Below are 19,642 nucleotides of genomic sequence, written 5' to 3' on the forward strand. Positions count from 1 at the left end.
CAGCTCAGATCGCCATCGCCGAGCGGACTGCGGTCTCCGCGCCCGCGCCGCCCGCACCCGTGGAGGTGACGCGACCGGACGCCAGGATGTAATAGTGTTGCGCCGCTTGCAGCGCGAAGCCGATGTGCTGCTCCACCAGCAGCACGCTCAGCCCGCCGCGTTGCGTCAGATCGATGATGGTCCGCTCGATTTCGGCGACCACGGACGGCTGGATGCCTTCGGTCGGCTCGTCGAGGATGAGCAGCTTCGGCTCGGTGATCAGCGCACGCGCGATCGCCAACTGCTGCCGCTGCCCGCCGGAGAGCAGACCGGCCTTGCGGCTCAACAGTTCCCGCAGCGCGGGAAACAGATCGAGCGATTCGTCGATCAACGCCTTGCCGCGCTTGCGACCGTCGGCGACCACCTGGAGGTTCTCCGCAGTGGTCAGCTGCGGGAAACTCTGTTGCCCCTGCGGCACATACGCGAGGCCGCGACGGACCCGCCGCGACGGGGCCATCTTGGTGATCGCCTCGCCGTCGAACTTGATCTGACCCGACTTGGTCCCGATCAGCCCGACCGCGGTGCGCAACAAGGTGGTCTTGCCCGCGCCGTTGTGTCCCATGATGGCAACCACGCTGTCGTCCGGAACGGTCACCGACACACCGTGAATCACCTCGCTCCTGCCGTAGCCGGAGTGGATATCGATGAGCTCTAGCATCAGACGGACTCCTTCACGGTGGTTTCATCTTCGAGGGCCGTACCGATCGCCGCCGCGGTGCCCAGATAGACCTCCTGTACCTTCGGATCCGCCTGCACGTGTTCGACGGTGCCCTCGCTGAGCACCTTGCCGCCGGCCAGCACGGTCACCGAGCTGGCGAACGCGCGCATGAAGTCCATGTCGTGCTCGACCACGACGACGATCCGCTCACCGCCGATGCGGCGCAACAGGTTTCCGGTCTCCTCGCGCTCCTCGGCACTCATACCCGCGACCGGCTCGTCGAGCAGCAACACCGACGCGTTCTGCACCAGCAGCATGCCGATCTCCAGCCACTGCTTCTGGCCGTGCGCCAGCACCCCGGCGGGCTTGTCGCGCAGGTCGCCGAGCCCGGTGATCTCCAGCGCCTCCTCGATGCCGGGCAGCACCGACTTGCGGCGCCGCAGCATGGTGCGCGCCGAACGACCCGCACCGGCGGCGATATCGAGATTCTGTAGCACGCTGAGCTGTTCGAACACGCTCGCCGTCTGGAAGGTCCGTCCGACGCCGAGCCTGGCGATCTGGTGCACCTTCTTGCCGAGCAGTTCGACGCCGGTCTTCTGCGCCGAGCCGGACGCCGAGACCAGCCCGGTGATCGCGTCGATCAGTGTCGTCTTGCCTGCGCCGTTGGGGCCGATCAGGAAGCGCAGATCGCCTTGCAGCACAGTGATATCGACGTCGGTCACCGCCTTGAACCCGTCGAAGCTCACGCAGAGACCACGGATTTCGAGATACTCGCTCGACATTCCGGCATTGCCGCCGAGCTTCGGCTCGGGTGTGGTTGTGGTCATCGGGATTCCACCTTCTCCGGCTCGATCTCGGGCTGCGGTTCGACGACTACCGACCCGGGGGCGACCGGTTCAGATCGGCGAAACCTGCTGTCCAGCAACCCCTTCAGCATCGGCCATACTCCCGCCAGCCCGGCCGGGATGAAGCCGATCACCACGATGAACAGCACGCCTTGCAAGTAGGTCCACCCGGACGGGAACGCCTCGGAGAACGCCGTCTGCGCCCAGGCCACCCCGATCGCGCCGAGCACCGGACCGAGCAGGGTGGTCCGCCCGCCGATCGCGACGCCGATGAGGAACGCGATGGACGGCACCACGCCGATATCGGCGGGTGAGATGATGCCGACGATCGGCGTGAACAACGCACCCGCGATACCCGCGAAGAACGCCGCGACCACGTACGCGACGATCTTGACGTTGGCCGGGTCATAGCCGAGGAAGCGCACCCGCTCCTCCTGATCCCGCACCGCGACAAGCAATTCGCCGTATCGGCTGCGCATCAGCTGCCGCACCAGCGCGACCACCACCAGCAGCGTGCCCGCCGCGATGAAGAACAGCATCTTCCGGTTCGCCGGATCGGCGAGCTTGAACCCGAAGAAGGCGCGGAAGTCGGACAGCCCGGTGAAGCCACCGATGGCCTGCTGGCCGGTCAGCAGGATCGCCAGCGCCGCCGCCAGCGCCTGGCTCAGGATGGCGAAATAGGCACCCTTGACCCGCCGCTTGAACACGCCGTACCCCAGCACCGCCGCCACCAGCGCGGGCAACACCAGGATGCCGAGCAGCGCCACCGGTCCGGACGCGAAAGGCCGCCAGAACGACGGCAATTCGCGAATGCCGGAAATCTCCATGAACTCCGGCACATCGTTACCGAGCCGCGAGGCATCGGCCATCTGCAGATGCATCGCCATGATGTAGGCACCGATGCCGAAGAACACGCCCTGCCCGAGCGTGAGCATTCCGCCTCGGCCCCAAGCCAATCCGATGCCCACCGCGACGATCGCGAAGCAGAGGAACTTGGCGAGCAGGTTCAGCCGGAACTCGCTCAGCGCGACCGGCGCGACCGCGAACAACAGGATCGCGGCAATGCCGAAGCCGCCCAATGCGGTCAGGGTCGAGTGTGCGCGCCACCTCGCTATCAGCGTGGTCATGCCAAACTCCTTGTGCGGACTGTGAACAGGCCCTGCGGACGGACCTGCAGGAAGATGACGATGACGACGAACACGATGACTTTCGCGATCGATGCGGTCGTCGAGTATTCGATGTAGGAGTTGAGCAGGCCGAGTGCGAACGCCGCGATCACCGTGCCCTTGATCTGGCCGAGCCCGCCGATCACCACCACCAGGAAGGCGTCGATCAGATAGCTCTGCCCGATGGTCGGGCTGGTCGAGCCGATCAGCGTCAGCGCGACACCGGCCACACCGGCCAGGCCGGAGCCGATGAAGAACGTGCTGATATCGGTGAAACGACTGGATACGCCGCTGGTTTCGGCGAGGCCGCGGTTCTGCACGACAGCGCGGATGTGCCGCCCCATCGGCGTTGTCTTCAGCACCGTGGCCAGGATGATCACTGCGGCTACCGCGAGCACCAGAATGAAGATGCGACTCTTCGGCACCACCGCGCCCAGAATGGTGACACCGCCGCTGAGCCACTCCGGCGCAACGACATTCTTGGCGGGCGCGCCGAAAATGTCACGGGCCAGCTGCTGCAGCACCAACCCGACACCGAAGGTGACCAGCAGGGTGTCCAGCGGCCGGTCGTACATCCAGCGGATCAGGCCCATCTCCAGCGCCGCGCCGAGCAGGCCGCCCACCAGGAAGCCGACGAGCAGCGACACCACCAGCGACACACCGGCCGACGAAATGAACTTCTGCACAACATAAGTCGTGTAGCACCCGGCCATGATGAACTCGCCGTGCGCCATATTGATGACGCCCATCTGGCCGAAGGTCAGCGACAGGCCGAGCGCGGCGAGCAACAGAATTGATCCCAGACTCAGCCCCGTGCAGAGCTGGCCGATCACGACGTCCATATATCGGACTCCTGTGTTATTGGCCGCGCGGGCGCGGCGTGTTCGCGGCCCCTCATGTGTCAGCATCGCGTAGCGATTCGATGAGGGGTGGTGGTCGGGCGGCGGGTGGGCCTCGCGTCCGAGCGGTCGAGACTCGCGCCTGCGGCGCATGCGCTTCGACCGCTCGGACGCGAGACGGGCCGCGAACGGGGGTCGGGTCTTTACTTGAGGCCCTTGGCCCAGTCGTAGGACTTCAGGTACGGGTCCGGCGTCACGGCCTTGCCCGAGTCCCACACGGTGTAGATGAGGCCGTCCGGCCGGATCTCGCCGATCCGCGCGGTCTTGGTGATGTGATGGTTGGAGCCGTCGACGGTGACCAGCCCCTCGGGCGCCTCGAACGTCACGCCGTCGGCCGCGGCCTGAATGTCGGCCACTGCGAACGACTTCGCCTTCTCCACGGTGTTCTTCCACAGGTAGACCGAGGCGTACGCGGCCTCCATCGGGTCCGAGGTCGGCTTGTCCGCGCCGAACGCGGCCTTGTAGTCGGTGACGAACTTCTTGTTCACCGGGGAGTCCACGGTCTGGTAGTAGTTCCACGCGGTCAGCTGCCCGGCGACGTTCTGCGCCCCGATGCCGGCGACCTCCTCCTCTGCGATGGACACCGAAACCACCGGCATCTCAGCGGCTTTCAAGCCCGCGTTGGTGTACTCGCGGAAGAATGCCACGTTCGAGTCGCCGTTGAGGGTGTTGAACACCGCGCCCGCCTTGGCATTACGCACCTTGTTGACGATGGTGGAGAAGTCGGTCGAGCCGAGCGGGGTGTAGTCCTCGCCCTTGATCTCGATGCCGTTGGCCTTCGCGTACGCCTTGATCTCCCGGTTGGCGGTCTGCGGGAAGACGTAGTCGGAGCCGACCAGGTAGAGGGACGTAATGCCCTTCTGCTTCAGGTAATCCAGGGCCGGAATGATCTGCTGATTGGTGGTCGCACCGGTGTAGAAGATGTTCTTGCTGTCTTCCAGGCCCTCGTACTGCACCGGGTAGTAGAGCAGCGAGTTCAGGCTCTCGAACTTCGGCTTCATCGCCTTGCGGCTCGACGAGGTCCAGCCGCCGAACACCGCCGCGACGCAGTCGGAGCTGATCAGCTTCTCGGCCTTCTCCGCGAAGGTCTTCGGGTCCGACGCGCCGTCCTCGAGCACCAGCTCGACCTTCTTGCCGAGGACCCCGCCCGCGGCGTTGATCTGGTCGACCGCCAGCTTGGTCGAGTTGGCGACGGTGACCTCGGAGATCGCCATCGTGCCGGACAGCGAGTGCAGCGAACCGATCTTGATCGAGTCCTTCGACGTGTCCACGCAGGAGGCGGCGTTCGAGCCGGTCGTGGTGGCGTCGTCCTTGGCGCCACAGGCGGTCAGCAACAAACCGGCGAGCGCCACTGCGGTAGGTACCGCCATCGCCTTGACCATGCGCCGGGAGCGGTGTCGATGGATGGCACGGGAATCTGACATGGGGCGGGACCCTTCTTACTTCATCAGGTAGTTCGGCGGCGCGACGTGCACCGCGGCGAATACCTCCGCCTTTGCCCCGGTCAGAGCTGTCGACCGGGATGTATACAGGCGGTGTATTCGTGGTGCGAACGTTAGACAGAAGTTGTTGCGCCGGAATATCTCTCGGTGACGAGTCCGTTGCCTGTGTTTCGGCCGTGTGAACGTTTGCGGTTACCGTCTGGTGAACCTGTGTGAGGTGGCGTGCAGCCTACGGTTGCGTAGCGTGACCGCGGTACGGCAGGCTGCGTTTGTACATCGTCAAAACAGCCGAAACCTGGGAGGACCGTCGTGGGTCACTACAAGGCGAACGTGCGGGACATCGAGTTCAATCTGTTCGAGGTATTCGGGCTGGACAAGCTGCTCGACACGGGCGCCTACGGCGATCTCGACTCCGACACCGTGCGCGAGATCCTGGCCGAGGTGAAGCGGCTGGCCGAGGGGCCGATCGCGGAGTCCTTCGCACCCGCCGATCGCGATCCGGTGGCATACGATCCGGCCAACTACTCCGTCACGGTGCCGGACGCGCTGCGCAAGACCATCACGGCCGTGCACGACGCCGACTGGAGCAGGCTCGGGCTGCCGGAGGGGATGGGCGGCACGCCCGCGCCCGCCGCGGTGGTGTGGGCCGTCCAGGAGCTGATCATGTGCGCCAACCCGGCGGCGAGCTTCTTCAACATGGGCCCGGTGATGGCCGCGGTGCTCTACAACGTCGGCAACGAACAGCAGCGGCACTGGGCCACCCAGGGCTACGAACGCGGCTGGCAGGGCACCATGGTGCTGACCGAGCCGGACGCGGGCTCCGATGTCGGCGCAGGCCGCACCAAGGCGGTCGAGCAGCCCGACGGCACCTGGCACATCGAGGGCATCAAGCGCTTCATCTCCGGCGGCGACGTCGGCGACACCGCGGAAAACATGTTCCACCTGGTGCTCGCCCGCCCCGAGGGCGCTGGCCCCGGCACCAAGGGGCTGTCGCTGTTCTACGTGCCGAAGTTCCTGTTCGATGCCGAGACGCTGGAGCTCGGCGCCCGCAACGGCGTGTTCGCGACCAATCTCGAGCACAAGATGGGCCTGAAGTCCTCGCCCACCTGTGAGCTCACCTTCGGCGGCGACGTACCCGCGGTCGGTTGGCTGGTCGGCGACGTGCACAACGGCATCGCGCAGATGTTCCAGGTGATCGAGAACGCGCGCATGGTGGTCGGCATCAAGTCCACCGGCACGCTGTCCACCGGGTACCTGAACGCGCTCGCCTACGCCAAGGAGCGGGTGCAGGGCGCCGATCTGACCCAGATGACCGACAAGGCCGCACCGCGGGTGCCGATCACCCGGCACCCCGATGTGCGGCGCAGCCTGGCCATGCAGAAGGCGTACGCCGAGGGCATGCGTGCGGTGTACCTGTACACCGCCGCGCATCAGAACGCCGATGTGGCGCAGCTGGTTTCGGGCGCGGACGCCGAATTGGCGCACCGGGTCGACGATTTGCTGCTGCCGATCGTCAAGGGCGTCGGTTCCGAGCGGGCCTACCAGTACCTGACCGAATCGCTACAGACGCTTGGTGGTTCGGGCTACCTACAGGACTATCCGATCGAGCAGTACATCCGCGACGCGAAGATCGACTCGCTCTACGAGGGCACCACCGCCATCCAGGCGCAGGACTTCTTCTTCCGCAAGATCATTCGGGACAAGGGGGTGGCGATCGGGCACGTCACCGGGCAGATCGCCGCGTTCCTGGACACCAAGAGCGGCCGGTTCGAGACCGAACGCGAGCTGCTGCGTACGGCTTTGGGCGATGTGCAGGCGATGGCGGCCACGCTGACCGGGTACCTGATGGCGGGTCAGCAGGATCCGGCCGAGCTGTACAAGGTCGGCCTCGGCTCGGTGCGCTTCCTGCTCTCGGTCGGCGACCTGCTCATCGGCTGGCGGTTGCTGGTGCAGGCCGAGATCGCGGCCGCCGCGCTGGCGGCCGAAGCGCCGGCCAAGGATCGGCCCTTCTATGCCGGAAAGGTCGCTGCGGCAAGCTTCTTCGCGAAGAACGTGCTGCCGGAGCTGACCGCGAATACCGCGATCATCGCCGCGATCGACAACGACATCATGAAGCTGGACGAAGCGGCCTTCTGACACCCGCACCACAATCCGACCGAAGGCGCCCGTCACTCGACCAGACCGAGTGAAGGGCGCCGTCGGTCGATGCGAGGGGGCCCGGGGGAGTCAGTCGGCGAGCAGTTTGAGTACGACGGGACGGGACAGCGTGCCCGAGACATCGCGGGCGAGCTGGTTGGCGCTGGTGCCTGCGGCGTGGGCGTCGCGCAGGGCCGCGGCGAGTTCGTCGCGGGCCGCATCGGCGGCCGCCTGGGCTTCGCGGAGGCGTTCGGCTGCTCGATCGACCCTGGTGGGTGGGTCGACCTGAGTGGTCAAGGTGTTGACCGGAGCGGTTTCCGGTGCTGCTGCCGCCGCGTCCGCCTTCATCGCGGGCGGGAGATTGCGCATCGCCGCCTTGGCGAATTCCTGCATGAACTCGCGCGTCGCGTCCTTGTCCTCGGCGGCGTTGCCGAGCAGCAGCCGGGTGGTCTGCGGCACGGCGAGGCTCCAGTTGGACATGCCGCACAGGGCGAGTAGCAAGCGTCCGGCGTACTGCGCGTCGACGCCGAATTGTTCGATGGCCCTGTCGAATTTCTGCTCGTAGTGCTGCGCGCGCCAGCCGTCGATGTCGTGCGCGTCGACCCCGCGATGCAGGCCCTCCCACAGCAGCAGCCGCAGCAGTTGCGGGTGGTTGTTGTGGTAGTCGAACAGCTTGCCGACATACCGGCCGGGATCGGTCTCGGTCAAGGGTTGGACCACGTCCATGAACTCGCGCATGGTGTCGATCAGGATGACGTCGAACAGCTTGTCCTTGCTGCCGAACAGGCCGTAGATGCGCTCCTTGTTCACCCCGGCCGCCTCGGCGATGCGATCGACCCGCGCGCCTGCCAGGCCGTATTCGGCGAATTCGTCTCGCGCGGCACGCAGTAGCGCCTGTTTGGTCGCGTCGCTGCGCTTGATGGTGGCCGTCATGGCCGCGATTTTACCATCTCATTAAACCAACTATTTGGTTGACAACCGATCTGTCGCAGTCCTAATGTCGTCCTCATGGCAACGCCGACCCTTCCGCTCACGACCGGTACTCCGGCCGCCGCGCCCACCCTGAGCGCATCTCCGCGTGCACACACCGCGCGCACCGTGCCCGTTTTCGTGCTGTCCGCGCTGCTCGCGACCGGCCAGATGTACATCCCGATTCCCCTGTTCACGGCCATGAAAGCGGACTGGAACGTCGGCTCTGGCGTGATGACCTGGATCATCAGCGCGTTCGCCTTCGGCTATGCGGGCGGCTTCGTGCTGTTCGGCCCGCTGTCGGATCGCTATGGACACCGCCGGGTGCTGATGACCGGCATGGTCGTGGCCGCGGTGGTTACCCTGTTGACCGGCCTGGCGTTCAGCGCGCCGATCGCGGTCGGGCTGCGGATCGTGCAGGGCCTCGTCGTCGGGTCCATTCCGCCCGCGATCATGGCCTACGTCGCCACCCGGATCACGCCCGCGCACCGTGCCGTGGCGACCATGTCGGTGGCCACCTCGTTCCTGGCCGCGACGGTGATCGCGCAGATCGTCTCGCAGGCGGTGGTCGCCTCGTTCCCGTGGCGCACCATGTTCATCGGTTCCGCCGTCGTCTTCGTGGCCCTCGCGGTCCTGCTGCGCCGGGTGATGCTCGACGACGCCCCGACCGGGCGCGATCTTCCGCTGCGGCACAGCTACGCCGCGATCCCCGCGGTGCTGCGCATCCGCCCGTTGCTGCCGATGCTGGTCGCGGGCTCGATGAGCATGGCGGTGATGGTCGGCGTCTACACCGGTCTCGAACTCACCGGCGTGGTCAAGGGTTCCGGCGAACTGCTCGCCCTGCGGGCCGGCGCCCTGCCGGTGATGGTGGCGCTGCCGCTGCTGGCGATCCCGCTGGCCCGGCTCACCAAGCACTACCAGATCATGCTCGGCGTCCTGGTCGCGGCGGCCGCCATGGTGGCAGCCACTTTCGAGGGCTCGCACCTGGCCGTCCTGACCATCCTGCTCGCCGTGCTCGTCGGCGGCCTCGGCGTCATCGGCCCCGCCGTGCTGCAGAGTGCCGGCGAGCTCGGCGGCGAATCTCGTGCCGCCGCAATGTCGGTCGCGATGTTCAGCTTCTATGTGGGTGCCACGGTGGGCCCGCTGGTCGCGGCAGCCGCTGCTCCCCACGGCTTCTCGGCTCTGGCCTGGACCCTGGCCACCCTGTTGGTCATCGCTCTGGCCATGACCCTGGTCGGTCTGCGCATCCAACGTCGGGCGCTTGCCGTCGCGTGACCCGACGGCACACCCCGGACACGAAGGCCGACAATGCGATTCAGCGTTGTCGGCTTTTGTCGTCGGCAGCTGACTACTTCAGCACGTACGGCGAGACCGAGCTGCGGTGTTCGCTGATGTCGAGGACCTTGCCCAGCGGCGGGAAGGCGCGCTGCGGGCAATTGAGGCGTTCGCAGACACGGCAGCCCGCGCCGATGGGGGTGGGCTGGACTTCGTCGAGATCGATGCCGTCGGCGTAGATCACCCGGCCCGCGTGCCGTAGTTCGCAGCCGAGGCCGATGGCGAAGGTCTTACTCGGCTGGCCGTAACGGGTGGCGCGGCGTTCGACCGTGCGGGCCACCCACAGGTATTTGCGGCCGTCGGGCATCTGCGCGATCTGCGTCATGATCTTGCCCGGGTAGGCGAAGGTCTCGTAGACATTCCACAGCGGGCAGGTGCCACCGCTGGCGGAGAAGTGGAAACCGGTGGCGGACTGGCGTTTCGACATATTGCCCGCCCGGTCCACCCGGACGAACGAGAACGGGACGCCGCGCAGCTTGGGCCGTTGCAGCGTCGAAAGCCGGTGGCAGATGGTCTCGTAACTCTGCGTGAAGAACGCCGAGAGCCGCTCGATGTCGTACCGGAAGTCCTCGGCGACCTCGTGAAAGTGCGTGTAGGGCAACACGGTTGCCGCCGCGAAGTAGTTCGCCAGCCCGAGCATCGCCAGCTTGCGGGTGTCCTCGGAAGCGAAATTGCCCTCCTCGACCAGCTTTTCGAGCAGGTCGCCGCATTCGAAGTAGGCGAGCTCGGCGGCGAGCTTGAACGTGCGCTGGCCGCCGGACAGATGCGGCGCGATCTCCAGCCGTTGCGTGTCCTCGTCGTAGCGGTGCAGCACGCCCTCGCCGAGGTCGATCCGTTCGACGATCCGCACATCGTGCGCGCGCAGGATCCGGGCGACCTCGCTGTTCACGTCGCCGCCGTGGAATCGGATGCGCGCGGTGAGTTCCTCTGCGGCGGTGTCCAATTCGTGGATGTAGTTCTGCCGCTGGTAGAAGAAGTCGCGCACCTCCTCGTGCGGCTTGCTGATCGCCGCGCTACCCGAGCCGTCGGCGAACCGGTCCTCGGTGGCGGCGGCCAGCTGGGCGGAGGTGTTGCGGTAGCGGTTGTGCATGTTGACCAGCGCGCGCGCCATGCTCGGATGCGCGGACACCATGTCCGCGATCTCCTGGGTGTCGGCCTCGATGCCCAGCTCCTGGTCCATCACGACCTCTTGGAGTTCGGCGATGAGCCTGGTGTCGTCCTGGGAGGAGAAGAAGGTCGCGTCGACCCCGAACACCTCGCTGATCCGCAACAGCACCGGAACGGTGAGCGGGCGCACGTCGTGTTCGATCTGATTGAGGTAGCTCGCCGAGATCTCCAGCTTCTGGGCGAGTGAGACCTGGCTCAGCCCCCGTTCGGTCCGCAGCTGACGAAGCCGCGCCCCGACGTAAGTCTTGGCCATGTGTCCAGTTTATGGGCGTTTTCGCAACCCTGCCAAGGGAGAATTAGCAGCAGTGCTGAGCTATATGTCACAGGCAGGCGTTACCGTCGACGGGTGTTGTTCTCGCATGTCGTCCAGGCTTCGGAGACGGTCCGCGCGACCAGGTCACGCAAGACGAAGATCGCCACCTTCGCCGAGCTGTTGACCACCGCCGCGCCGGACGAACTCGCGCCGGTGGTCGCCTGGGCCTCCGGCGAGCTCCGGCAGGGGCGGATCGGCACCGGGTGGCGCACCCTCACCGCAGTGGACACTACCCCGGCAGCCGTTGCGACACTGACGGTTTCGGCGGTCGATGCCGCGCTCACCGAGTTGGCCGCGACCGCCGGCGCCGGATCGGCGGCGCGGCGCAAGGCCTTGCTCATCGCGCTGTGGACCGCCGCGACCGCGGCCGAGCAGGCGTTCCTGCTGCGCCTGCTGACCGGTGAGCTGCGCCAAGGGGCGCTCACCGCGATCGTCAGCGAGGCCGTCGCGGTGGCCGCGGGCGTGCCGGTCGACCTGGTGCGCCGGGCCTACATGCTGTCCGGTCAGCTGCCGGTAACCGCGATTGCCGCGCTGACCGGCGGTGTCGAGGCGCTCGGCGAGTTCCGGCTCGAGGTGGGCCGGCCGATCCAGCCGATGCTCGCCTCGCCCGGCGCGACGCTGGACGGCGCGCTGACCGAGTTCGACGGCGACGTGAGTGTCGAGATCAAGATGGACGGCGCGCGGATCCAGGTGCATCGCGATGGCGCACGGGTGTGGGTGTTCACCAGGACGCTGCGCGACATCACCGCGAGTGTGCCGGAACTGGTCGAATTGGTCGCCGGGCTCGATTGCGCCAGCGTGGTGCTGGACGGGGAAACCCTGGCGCTCACCGATGCCGGACGGCCACGTCCTTTTCAGGAGACGATGAGCCGGTTCGCCGAGGTGAGTTCCACCCGAGAATTGTTGCTGCACCCGTATTTCTTCGACTGCCTACACCTGGACGGCACGGATCTGCTCGACGCCCAGCTGTCCGAGCGCCGCGCCGCGCTCACGAAAGTGGCTGCCGCGCATAGCATTCCCGCGCTGATCCGGCCCGACGAAGAAGCGGCCGCCGAGTACTTCGACGATGCACTGGCAGCCGGCCATGAAGGTGTGATGATCAAGTCGCTGTCCGCGCCCTACGCGGCGGGCAGGCGCGGCCGGGCCTGGCAGAAGATCAAGCCGACGCACACCCTCGATCTGCTGGTCCTCGGCGCCGAATGGGGCTACGGCCGCCGCACCGGCTACCTGTCGAACCTGCACCTCGGCGCGCGCGACCCGGAAACCGGCGAGCCGGTCATGGTCGGCAAAACCTTCAAGGGCCTCACCGACGCCCTACTGCAATGGCAGACAGCCGAATTCCCGGGTCACGAACGTGAACGCGACGAGCACACCGTCTACCTGTGGCCCGAACTCGTCGTCGAGATCGCCCTCGACGGAGTGCAGGTCAGCTCCCGCTATCCCGGCGGCGTAGCCCTTCGCTTCGCTCGCGTGGTCCGCTATCGCCCCGACAAAGAACCTGCCGAAGCCGACACCATCGACACGGTTCGCGCGCTGCTGCCATAAGTCGTTCGCCGAACGGGAGCGCTCGCGTCGACTCGCGGGAGTCTCGGCGATGTCGAGCGGTTTGGCTGCCTGCGGTGCGAAGATGGCTCTGCCACTGCAAAGAAGGGCTCCTCAGGGGTTCGGGGGCGGGCCGGACTGCAGTGGGTTCGGCAGGATGCTGCTTCGGGATCGGGGAAGACGTTGAGTTCTGTGGTGTGGCGGCTTCGCGTGATCGCGCTGGCCGCGGTCCTGGCGGTCAGCGCGGTGCTTGGCACCATCGCGCACGCGAATCCGATCGATGACCTGCTGTTTCCGCCCCGCGATATCGCCGACGCCATGCCGACGCCGCTCGGCGATCCCTTCTACAACCCGCCGGTCGGCTTCGAAACCCTGGCTCCGGGAACGGTTCTCGCGTCTCGTCCCGGTGGCACCGGCGTCACGGGTGTCCCGCTGATCTCGACCGAACTACTGCTCCGGTCGACCGATGCGAAGGGCAGGCCCGTCCCGGTGGTCGCCACCCTGCTGATGCCCGCGACGCCATGGACCGGCCAGGGACCACGTCCGCTGGTGACCTTGAATCCGGCGATCGACTCCCTCGGCAACCAGTGCGCGCCGTCCTATGAGCTACGCATGGTGTCGAGCAAGTTGTGGATGGCGCAGCTCCCGCTGTCCAAGGGTTTCGCGGTATTGGTGCCCGATCACCAGGGGCCACGTCAGGCGTATGCGGCGGGCCTGATGGCCGGGCACGCGGTGCTCGACTCGATCAGGGCCGCGACGCGCACCCCGGAACTCGGCCTGCAGCCCGAGGCGCCTACCGCGATCACCGGTTACTCCGGCGGCGCGATCGCCTCGGCGTGGGCCGCGCAGCTGGCGCCGAAGTACGCGCCGGAGCTGAATCTGGTCGGCGTCGCGTTCGGCGGCGTGCCCGCCGACTTCGAGATGCTGATACACACCATGAACGGCAGGGACTTGGCCTCCGGCATCTTCCTCGCAGCGACCCTGGGGCTGGCGCGCGAGTACCCGGAGATGCTCGGCCTGATGAACGACAACGGCTGGCGCCTCGCTCGGGTGGGCAAGGACTTCTGTGAGGCCCACGAGGAGACCGCCGGGATCGTCGCGCCCATTCCGGTAGAGGCGCTCACCGATGTGCCCGCGCCGACCGAGCTGCCGTTCATTCGGCAGATTCTGGCGGAGAATCGGCTCGGCGCGATGCCGCCGACCATCCCCGTTTTCCTGTATCACGGCCTGAACGAATGGTGGGTGCCGCTGGCCGGTGCCGAGCACCTCTATCAGGACTGGTGCCGGGGCGGAACTCAGGTGGATTTCCAGGTATATCTCGGTGAACACTTCATCGTCAGCACCAGCGGTATTCCGGGCGCGTACGCGTGGATCGAAGATCGATTTGCTGGTAAGCCAGTGAATGCGGGTTGCACCCGATTCGGCTGATAGACGACGGGATCCAGGCCGATAGAGGACAGGATCCAACTTAACGCATGGGCGACGCGCGGTGAACCGCAACCACCTGGCAATCCTATTGACCTGTGCCGCACACTGGACACGTGACCGTCGAATTACTGGTTCTTCTGATCGTCATCGTCACAGCACTCGCATTCGATTTCACCAACGGCTTCCACGACACCGCGAACGCCATGGCGACCTCCATCGCCACCGGCGCGCTGCGGCCTCGGGTCGCGGTGGCGTTATCGGCGGTGCTGAATCTGGTCGGCGCATTTCTCTCCGTGGCGGTTGCCGCCACCGTGGCCAAGGGCATCGTCCGACTCGATGCCGTCCAGGGCCATGACCTGCTGATCATCGTGTTCGCCGGTCTGGTCGGTGGCATTCTCTGGAACTTGCTTACGTGGCTGTTCGGCCTGCCGTCTAGCTCCTCGCACGCACTCTTCGGCGGCCTGATCGGCGCCACCCTCGCCGCGCTCGGCTGGAGCGGCGTGATCTGGGCCGCCGGCTCGGACGGGGTGCTCACCAAGATCATTCTGCCCGCCGTGCTCGCGCCGATCGTCGCGGCGCTGGTGTCGGCCCTCGGCACCTGGCTGGTCTATCGGATCACCGAGAAGTCCGATCCCGAGAAGGTGGAGACGGGCTTTCGCTGGGGTCAGATCGGCTCGGCCTCGCTGGTCTCGCTGGCGCACGGCACCAACGACGCGCAGAAGACCATGGGCGTCATCTTCCTGGCCCTGGTCGCGCACGGCACACTCACCAAGAACGCCGAGATGCCGATATGGGTGATGGCCGCGTGTGCGATCGCCATCGCGGCGGGGACCTACCTCGGCGGCTGGCGCATCATCCGGACGCTCGGCAAGGGCCTGGTGGAGATCGAATCCCCGCAGGGCCTCGCGGCCGAAACCGCCTCGGCCGCCATCATTCTCAGCTCCGCCCACTTCGGGCTGCCGCTGTCGACCACGCAGACCGCGACCGGTTCCATCCTCGGCACCGGGATCGGTAAGGGCGCCGAGGTGCGCTGGGGCGTGATGGGCCGCATGGTGGTCGCTTGGCTGCTCACGTTGCCGCTGGCCGGGCTGGCCGGTGCGGCGTGCTGGGCCATCGCGCACTACATCGGCGGACTGCCGGGTGTGCTGGTGGTGTTCGCGATCCTGCTGGGGTTGTCCGGGCTGATGTATGTGCGGTCGCGCGAGAATCCGGTCGACACCAGCAACGTCAACGACTGGCCGGATGACACGCCGGGCGGCCCGACCGATCCGGTCGCTGCTGCTGAGCTGACCGGCGCGGCCGGTGAAAATGGTGCAGAATCCGGCACGTCGGCCACGATCGCGGAGCCGGGCACGTCGACCCGGTCGGCGCAGGTTTAGGAGGAGTAGACGTGCATACACTCATCACGAACCTGAACGCGCTGTGGAAGGTCATGCTGGCCGGCCTGATCCTCGGGGCCGGGCTGCCGCTGGTGTTCGCGGTCGGGGTGCGGTTCTGGTCGACCGGTGCCGCGGTCACCGCGGACGGCCGTGTCGCGCAACGCAATTACCCGGCTCTGGCCGTCGCGGTGGTGTGCTTCGGGCTGATCATCGCCGCGATCGTCACCGGAATCCTTTATACCGCTAAGGCTTTCATTGCCGCGAAGTTCGGCATCCACCTGTTCGGACAGGCCTGAAGGGCGAGACGTGACCGATCAAGCGAAACCCGCAGAGCTCAGGCCGAGGGTGCTGGGCCGGATCATCGGCTGGCTGCGTGCGGGCTACCCGCAAGGCATCCCGACCTCCGATTACGTGGCGCTGTTCGCGGTACTGCACCGGCACCTCACCGAATTCGAGGTAGTCGCGATCGCCGAGGAGTTGGCGGCGTCGAACCCGGACAGCGAGATTACCCGCGCCGAGATCGAGGACGCCATCGCGCGGGTCGCGAAGGAGCAGCCCGCCGAGGTCGACGTGGTTCGGGTGGCCTCCCACTTGGCTGCGGGCGGCTGGCCGCTCGCCACCCCGCCACCCGACGTCGACTGAGCGCACGCAGTCGCCGATGCCCCCCTTTCTGAACGCCATCATCGACTGGCTGCGGGCCGGATACCCGGACGGTGTCCCGGAATCCGACTACATCCCGCTGCTCGCCCTGCTGCGCCGCCGCCTCTCCGACGACGAGGTCCGCCAGATCGCCGCCGAACTAGCGGGTTCCGGCGACCTCCCCGCCGACAAGACCGACATCCAGGTGATGATCACCAAGATCACCAACGAGATGCCCTCGGAGGCAGACGTTTTGCGCGTCCAAACCCGTTTGGAGGCGCACGCCTGGCCGCAAGACGGGTCGTCGGCCGGAGAGGCGACACCACCCGGCTAACGGGGACTGGAGGTTCGCGGGCCGCCGAGGTAAGGGAGGCGGCGCAGGCCCGCGGAGACTTCGAAGGCCAGGTCGTGGTAGCCGAGGGCGAGTTCGGCGAGGCGTTCCCAGGCGATGTGGACCGCCCATTCCGGTGCGCTGAACAGGGTTTCGTGGGCGCTGACGGAGAACTGGGCGATCCGGTCGACCACCATGCCGACGGTCTCGGTATGCATGTGCGCGCCGCCGCTCGGCGGCGGTACTTCGGTGGCGATCCACCGATCGATCGCGAGCACCAGCCGGGCCCGATGCGCGTCGATGTCACTGGTCGCACCGAGCTCGATGCGCGCCCGCCGCTCATGCAATCCGGCTAGCAGATGGGCGGATTCCAGCACCGGATGTCCGATGACCGGAGCGGCCCGGCAGGCTTCGAGAATCAAAGCCTTGGCAGGAAGTGGTTCCATAGATGTAACCCCCTGATGCGAATGCTGTTACTGGACAACAGATATGGATCGAATCGCGGGCAACCCGCCACGCATTCAGCGGTGCTGCCGCCCGCCTTGCCGGGGCAGCAGCCGAAGTCGTTTGGGCGTAGTTGTATCCCAAGGCTTTTCGATAACCGCCAATCTGATCGCTTCCAGCGCGGTAAGTCCCATCCGCCGCGCCAACTCATCCATGTACGAAACCCCTTCCGCCACTTGAATGGCCGCCGTAGCCTGCTCGGTGGTCAACAACCGACCCCGCAGATACGACACCACCCAGGCATCATCACTGACCCGCCGAGCCTGATGCGTCGTCCGATCACTGACCATCCAGGCCCTACCAACAACATGCACAGACACGCGAACCCCCTCGCTCCCACCATGCGAGCCCGCCGAGCGAGATCCCGCATGTGATGTGTGACGCGCCTGACTGTAGATTTGTAAAGTATACGAGTCAAACTACGCACTAGGTTTCCGAAGAGTGGGTTGTACGATGCGCGGCATGGCCTTGTCACCTGCGGTTGCGCGCTGGGAGCTGGCTCGACGCCTGCGGCAGCGGCGGCTCGAGCTCGGCATCGGCGCGGCGTCGATCACGAAGGCTCTCGATGTGTCGCCCGCTTACTGGTCGCACATCGAGAACGAGCGCAATCTGTTGCCCGAAGGCAAGCTCGACCAGCTCCTGGAGGTTCTCGAGCTGGACGAGGCGGAGCGAGACGAGCTACAGCAATTGCGGGAGGCCGCGAAGAGACGTGGTTGGTGGTCGCGCAATGCCGTGCTGTTCGGCGATGCGTTGCTCCGGTACTACGGGCTGGAATGGGGTGCGGAAGCCGTCCGGACTTACGAAGGTGTCTTCATGCCGGGGCTGCTCCAGGGCGAGGAATACATCCGTGCGCTGATGGTGTCCGCAGCGGTGACCATCCCCGCTATCGAGATCGAGCAGCGGGTCGCGATTCGATTGCGTCGGCAGGAACGTCTGGACGGCGCGGACCGAGTTCGGCTGGTGGCCGTGATCGGCGAGGCTGCGCTGGTACAGCAGTTCGGTGGCCCCGGCGTGCTGCATCGGCAGCTGCGTCATTTGGCGGATGTTGTTCGATCGCATCCTGACAATGTGGACGTTCGTGTCATCCCGTTCGCATCCTCGAATATCTTGGGCGGCGCGACATTTCACTTGCTCGATTTCGCGAGTACCCACCTGCCGACCATCGCCTGGTACGAGTCGACCGTCTTCGGCGAACTGCTGATCGACGACCTCGAGCGGAAGGAGGCAAGAGTCAGAGACCTGCGGTTCATGCACGACCACGCGATGGACCTCGCCCTCGATCGAGATGCGTCGCTCGCTCGGATCGAAGAAGCTGCGGCACAACTAGAATCGTCGCTGTGAGCACCGTGGATTCTGCCGCCGACGGCTGGTTCAAATCTTCCTACTCGTCCGCGAACCAATCCTGCGTAGAGGTCAGATTCGACGGCGCCCGAGTCCTGGTGCGCGACAGCAAGTATCAAGGCACACCGGCCATCCGACCAATCCTGGCGTTCAGCAACAGCGATTGGTCCGCCTTCCTCTCCACCCTGTGACGAATCCACATTCGTTCCCAGCCGATTCTCAGCTGGGCTGGGGGGAGTCTGGAGGTGGGGCGCGCATGGTGAGGTGGTCGGAATCGCCCTAGTGCTCCGATAGTTCGCCTGGTGGGCACTGCCCGGCTCACCACTCCGCCGGCCGGCGGCGTTGGTCCCTCGCCCGCGCCGCCGGCCCGCATACTTTGGTCTGTCGAGTGGGGCGGCGAAATGCCGAGAGGGTCCCGCTGGTCAGACGTTGGCGCCGTCGTATTCGACACCGACTTGCCAAGTGCGCCAGCCCAGGTCGAGGCGGGCGATAGGAAATCTCGCTATCCACAGGTGGTATCGGGGACGTGAGGTTCCTAGGGGACTCTCAGGTGGGGTAGGGGGTGGGGCTCAGGTGGGGGAGGGAGAGTGGGGGTGTTGGCCTTGGTGGATCGGCTGCCCCGGTTCACCCTTTCCCGCGGTCGGCGGCGTTACTCCTGGCGCCGCCGACCGCCTCTTTTGTTCAGTCGGCGAGCAGGTGGAGGAAGTGTGCTACCTCGGCTTGGATTGCTGCTCGGGCGGGGGTCAGGTATTTGCGGGGGTCGGAGAGGGTGGGGGTGGTGGCGAGGGTGGTGCGGATGGACTCGGTCATCAGGACGTTGAGGCGGGTGGCGATGTTGACCTTGGTGATGCCGTGGTCGACGGCGGCTCGGAGGCCCTCGTCGGGGACGCCGGAGGAGCCGTGCAGGACCAGGGGGACCGGGACCTTGGCGGCGAGGTGCGTGATGAGGTCGTTGTCGAGGGTGGCGGTGCGGGTGTGCATGGCGTGTGCGGAGCCGACGGCCACGGCCAGGGCGTCTACGCCGGTGGTCGCGACGAATTCGACGGCCTCGTCGGGGTCGGTGCGGACACCGGGCGCGTGGGCGCCGTCCTTGCCGCCTACCTCGCCGAGTTCGGCCTCGACGTGCACGCCTCGGTCGTGGCACCAGCGGGTGATGTCGGCGGTGCTGGCGACGTTGGCGGCGTAGTCGAGGGTCGAGCCGTCGTACATGACCGAGCGAATGCCGAGATCGACTGCGGCGCGGACCAATTCGGGAGTCGTCGCGTGATCGAGGTGTACTGCGATGTCGGCGCTGCTGTCCGCCGCGATGCGCAGGCAGGCGAGGGTCAGCGGGGCGAGGCTGCCGTGGTAACTCGCGGTGTTCTCCGAAAGCTGCAGCACGACAGGCCGTTTCGCCGACTCCGCCGCCGCCGCGATAGCCTCGGCATGCTCCAAGGTGATCACATTGAACGCCCCGAGCCCACCCGGTCTCGCAGCAGTGATCAAGTCGGAAACGGGCGTCAGCGGCAT

Annotated in this window: 20 protein-coding genes; 10 read left to right on the forward strand and 10 right to left on the reverse strand. The window is 66.5% G+C overall.

What is annotated here, in order from left to right:
- Nucleotides 1-4: 4 nt before the first annotated feature.
- The 5 genes from urtE to urtA form a co-directional block, all read right to left on the reverse strand.
- Entirely contained in the window at nucleotides 5-697 is a 693-nt protein-coding gene (urtE, locus tag ABZ942_RS23205) for an urea ABC transporter ATP-binding subunit UrtE (RefSeq protein WP_357385207.1), read from the reverse strand.
- Nucleotides 697-1,524 carry an urea ABC transporter ATP-binding protein UrtD gene (gene urtD / locus ABZ942_RS23210; protein WP_357385209.1) on the reverse strand — a complete coding sequence of 276 codons (828 nt, stop codon included), beginning with the start codon at nucleotides 1,522-1,524 and terminating at the stop codon, nucleotides 697-699. The genes urtE and urtD overlap by 1 nt, the downstream gene beginning before the upstream one ends.
- Nucleotides 1,521-2,669 carry an urea ABC transporter permease subunit UrtC gene (gene urtC, locus ABZ942_RS23215; protein WP_357385211.1) on the reverse strand — a complete coding sequence of 383 codons (1,149 nt, stop codon included), beginning with the start codon at nucleotides 2,667-2,669 and terminating at the stop codon, nucleotides 1,521-1,523. The genes urtD and urtC overlap by 4 nt, the downstream gene beginning before the upstream one ends.
- The gene (gene urtB / locus ABZ942_RS23220; protein ID WP_357385213.1) at nucleotides 2,666-3,550 is read right to left on the reverse strand and encodes an urea ABC transporter permease subunit UrtB; all 885 of its coding nucleotides are present in this window, start codon (nucleotides 3,548-3,550) and stop codon (nucleotides 2,666-2,668) included. Before urtB ends, urtC begins: the two co-directional genes overlap by 4 nt.
- Nucleotides 3,551-3,750: 200 nt before the next feature.
- Nucleotides 3,751-5,031, reverse strand: a complete 1,281-nt coding sequence (urtA, locus tag ABZ942_RS23225; RefSeq protein WP_357385215.1) for an urea ABC transporter substrate-binding protein — start codon at nucleotides 5,029-5,031, stop codon at nucleotides 3,751-3,753.
- A 327-nt stretch (nucleotides 5,032-5,358) separates the two neighbouring features.
- Between urtA and ABZ942_RS23230 the strand changes: the two genes are divergently transcribed.
- On the forward strand, nucleotides 5,359-7,185 hold the full coding sequence (locus ABZ942_RS23230) for an acyl-CoA dehydrogenase (protein ID WP_357385217.1): 1,827 nt from the start codon (nucleotides 5,359-5,361) through the stop codon (nucleotides 7,183-7,185).
- Nucleotides 7,186-7,275: 90 nt separating this feature from the next.
- Here the strand turns inward: ABZ942_RS23230 and ABZ942_RS23235 are convergent, their stop codons facing one another.
- Nucleotides 7,276-8,118, reverse strand: a complete 843-nt coding sequence (locus tag ABZ942_RS23235; protein ID WP_357385218.1) for a TetR/AcrR family transcriptional regulator — start codon at nucleotides 8,116-8,118, stop codon at nucleotides 7,276-7,278.
- A gap of 75 nt (nucleotides 8,119-8,193) precedes the next feature.
- Between ABZ942_RS23235 and ABZ942_RS23240 the strand changes: the two genes are divergently transcribed.
- Entirely contained in the window at nucleotides 8,194-9,429 is a 1,236-nt protein-coding gene (locus ABZ942_RS23240; RefSeq protein ID WP_357385220.1) for an MFS transporter, read from the forward strand.
- 73 nt (nucleotides 9,430-9,502) lie between these two features.
- Here ABZ942_RS23240 and ramB read toward each other — a convergent pair whose 3' ends face one another.
- On the reverse strand, nucleotides 9,503-10,909 hold the full coding sequence (gene ramB / locus ABZ942_RS23245) for an acetate metabolism transcriptional regulator RamB (RefSeq protein WP_357385222.1): 1,407 nt from the start codon (nucleotides 10,907-10,909) through the stop codon (nucleotides 9,503-9,505).
- A 93-nt stretch (nucleotides 10,910-11,002) separates the two neighbouring features.
- Here ramB and ABZ942_RS23250 point away from each other — a divergent pair, with 93 nt between their 5' ends.
- The 6 genes from ABZ942_RS23250 (at nucleotide 11,003) to ABZ942_RS23275 (ending at nucleotide 16,291) form a co-directional block, all read left to right on the forward strand.
- Entirely contained in the window at nucleotides 11,003-12,514 is a 1,512-nt protein-coding gene (locus ABZ942_RS23250) for an ATP-dependent DNA ligase (protein ID WP_357385224.1), read from the forward strand.
- Between the two features lie 189 nt (nucleotides 12,515-12,703).
- Nucleotides 12,704-13,939, forward strand: a complete 1,236-nt coding sequence (locus tag ABZ942_RS23255) for a lipase family protein (RefSeq protein WP_357385876.1) — start codon at nucleotides 12,704-12,706, stop codon at nucleotides 13,937-13,939.
- Between the two features lie 113 nt (nucleotides 13,940-14,052).
- The gene (locus ABZ942_RS23260) at nucleotides 14,053-15,318 is read left to right on the forward strand and encodes an inorganic phosphate transporter (RefSeq protein ID WP_357385226.1); all 1,266 of its coding nucleotides are present in this window, start codon (nucleotides 14,053-14,055) and stop codon (nucleotides 15,316-15,318) included.
- 11 nt (nucleotides 15,319-15,329) lie between these two features.
- Nucleotides 15,330-15,614, forward strand: a complete 285-nt coding sequence (locus tag ABZ942_RS23265; RefSeq protein ID WP_357385228.1) for a hypothetical protein — start codon at nucleotides 15,330-15,332, stop codon at nucleotides 15,612-15,614.
- A gap of 10 nt (nucleotides 15,615-15,624) precedes the next feature.
- Complete coding sequence (locus ABZ942_RS23270) at nucleotides 15,625-15,960, forward strand: DUF3349 domain-containing protein (protein WP_357385230.1); 336 nt, start codon at nucleotides 15,625-15,627, stop codon at nucleotides 15,958-15,960.
- Nucleotides 15,961-15,976: 16 nt separating this feature from the next.
- A complete protein-coding gene (locus tag ABZ942_RS23275) occupies nucleotides 15,977-16,291 on the forward strand; it encodes a DUF3349 domain-containing protein (RefSeq protein ID WP_357385232.1) in 315 nt (104 codons plus the stop codon).
- Here the strand turns inward: ABZ942_RS23275 and ABZ942_RS23280 are convergent.
- Together ABZ942_RS23280 and ABZ942_RS23285 are read right to left on the reverse strand one after the other, a co-directional pair.
- On the reverse strand, nucleotides 16,288-16,734 hold the full coding sequence (locus tag ABZ942_RS23280) for a DUF4254 domain-containing protein (RefSeq protein WP_357385234.1): 447 nt from the start codon (nucleotides 16,732-16,734) through the stop codon (nucleotides 16,288-16,290). The two genes, ABZ942_RS23275 and ABZ942_RS23280, sit on opposite strands and share 4 nt — an antisense overlap.
- Before the next feature lie 75 nt (nucleotides 16,735-16,809).
- Nucleotides 16,810-17,112: a hypothetical protein gene (locus ABZ942_RS23285; RefSeq protein WP_357385236.1), complete on the reverse strand. Its 303-nt coding sequence runs from the start codon at nucleotides 17,110-17,112 to the stop codon at nucleotides 16,810-16,812.
- Between the two features lie 142 nt (nucleotides 17,113-17,254).
- Between ABZ942_RS23285 and ABZ942_RS23290 the strand changes: the two genes are divergently transcribed.
- Together ABZ942_RS23290 and ABZ942_RS23295 are read left to right on the forward strand one after the other, a co-directional pair.
- Complete coding sequence (locus ABZ942_RS23290) at nucleotides 17,255-18,133, forward strand: helix-turn-helix transcriptional regulator (RefSeq protein WP_357385238.1); 879 nt, start codon at nucleotides 17,255-17,257, stop codon at nucleotides 18,131-18,133.
- Nucleotides 18,130-18,324: a DUF397 domain-containing protein gene (locus tag ABZ942_RS23295; RefSeq protein ID WP_357385240.1), complete on the forward strand. Its 195-nt coding sequence runs from the start codon at nucleotides 18,130-18,132 to the stop codon at nucleotides 18,322-18,324. The genes ABZ942_RS23290 and ABZ942_RS23295 overlap by 4 nt, the downstream gene beginning before the upstream one ends.
- A gap of 490 nt (nucleotides 18,325-18,814) precedes the next feature.
- Here ABZ942_RS23295 and ABZ942_RS23300 read toward each other — a convergent pair whose 3' ends face one another.
- Complete coding sequence (locus tag ABZ942_RS23300; protein WP_357385242.1) at nucleotides 18,815-19,642, reverse strand: class II fructose-bisphosphate aldolase; 828 nt, start codon at nucleotides 19,640-19,642, stop codon at nucleotides 18,815-18,817.

The sequence above is a fragment of the Nocardia sp. NPDC046473 genome (assembly GCF_040645995.1).
Lineage (GTDB): Bacteria > Actinomycetota > Actinomycetes > Mycobacteriales > Mycobacteriaceae > Nocardia.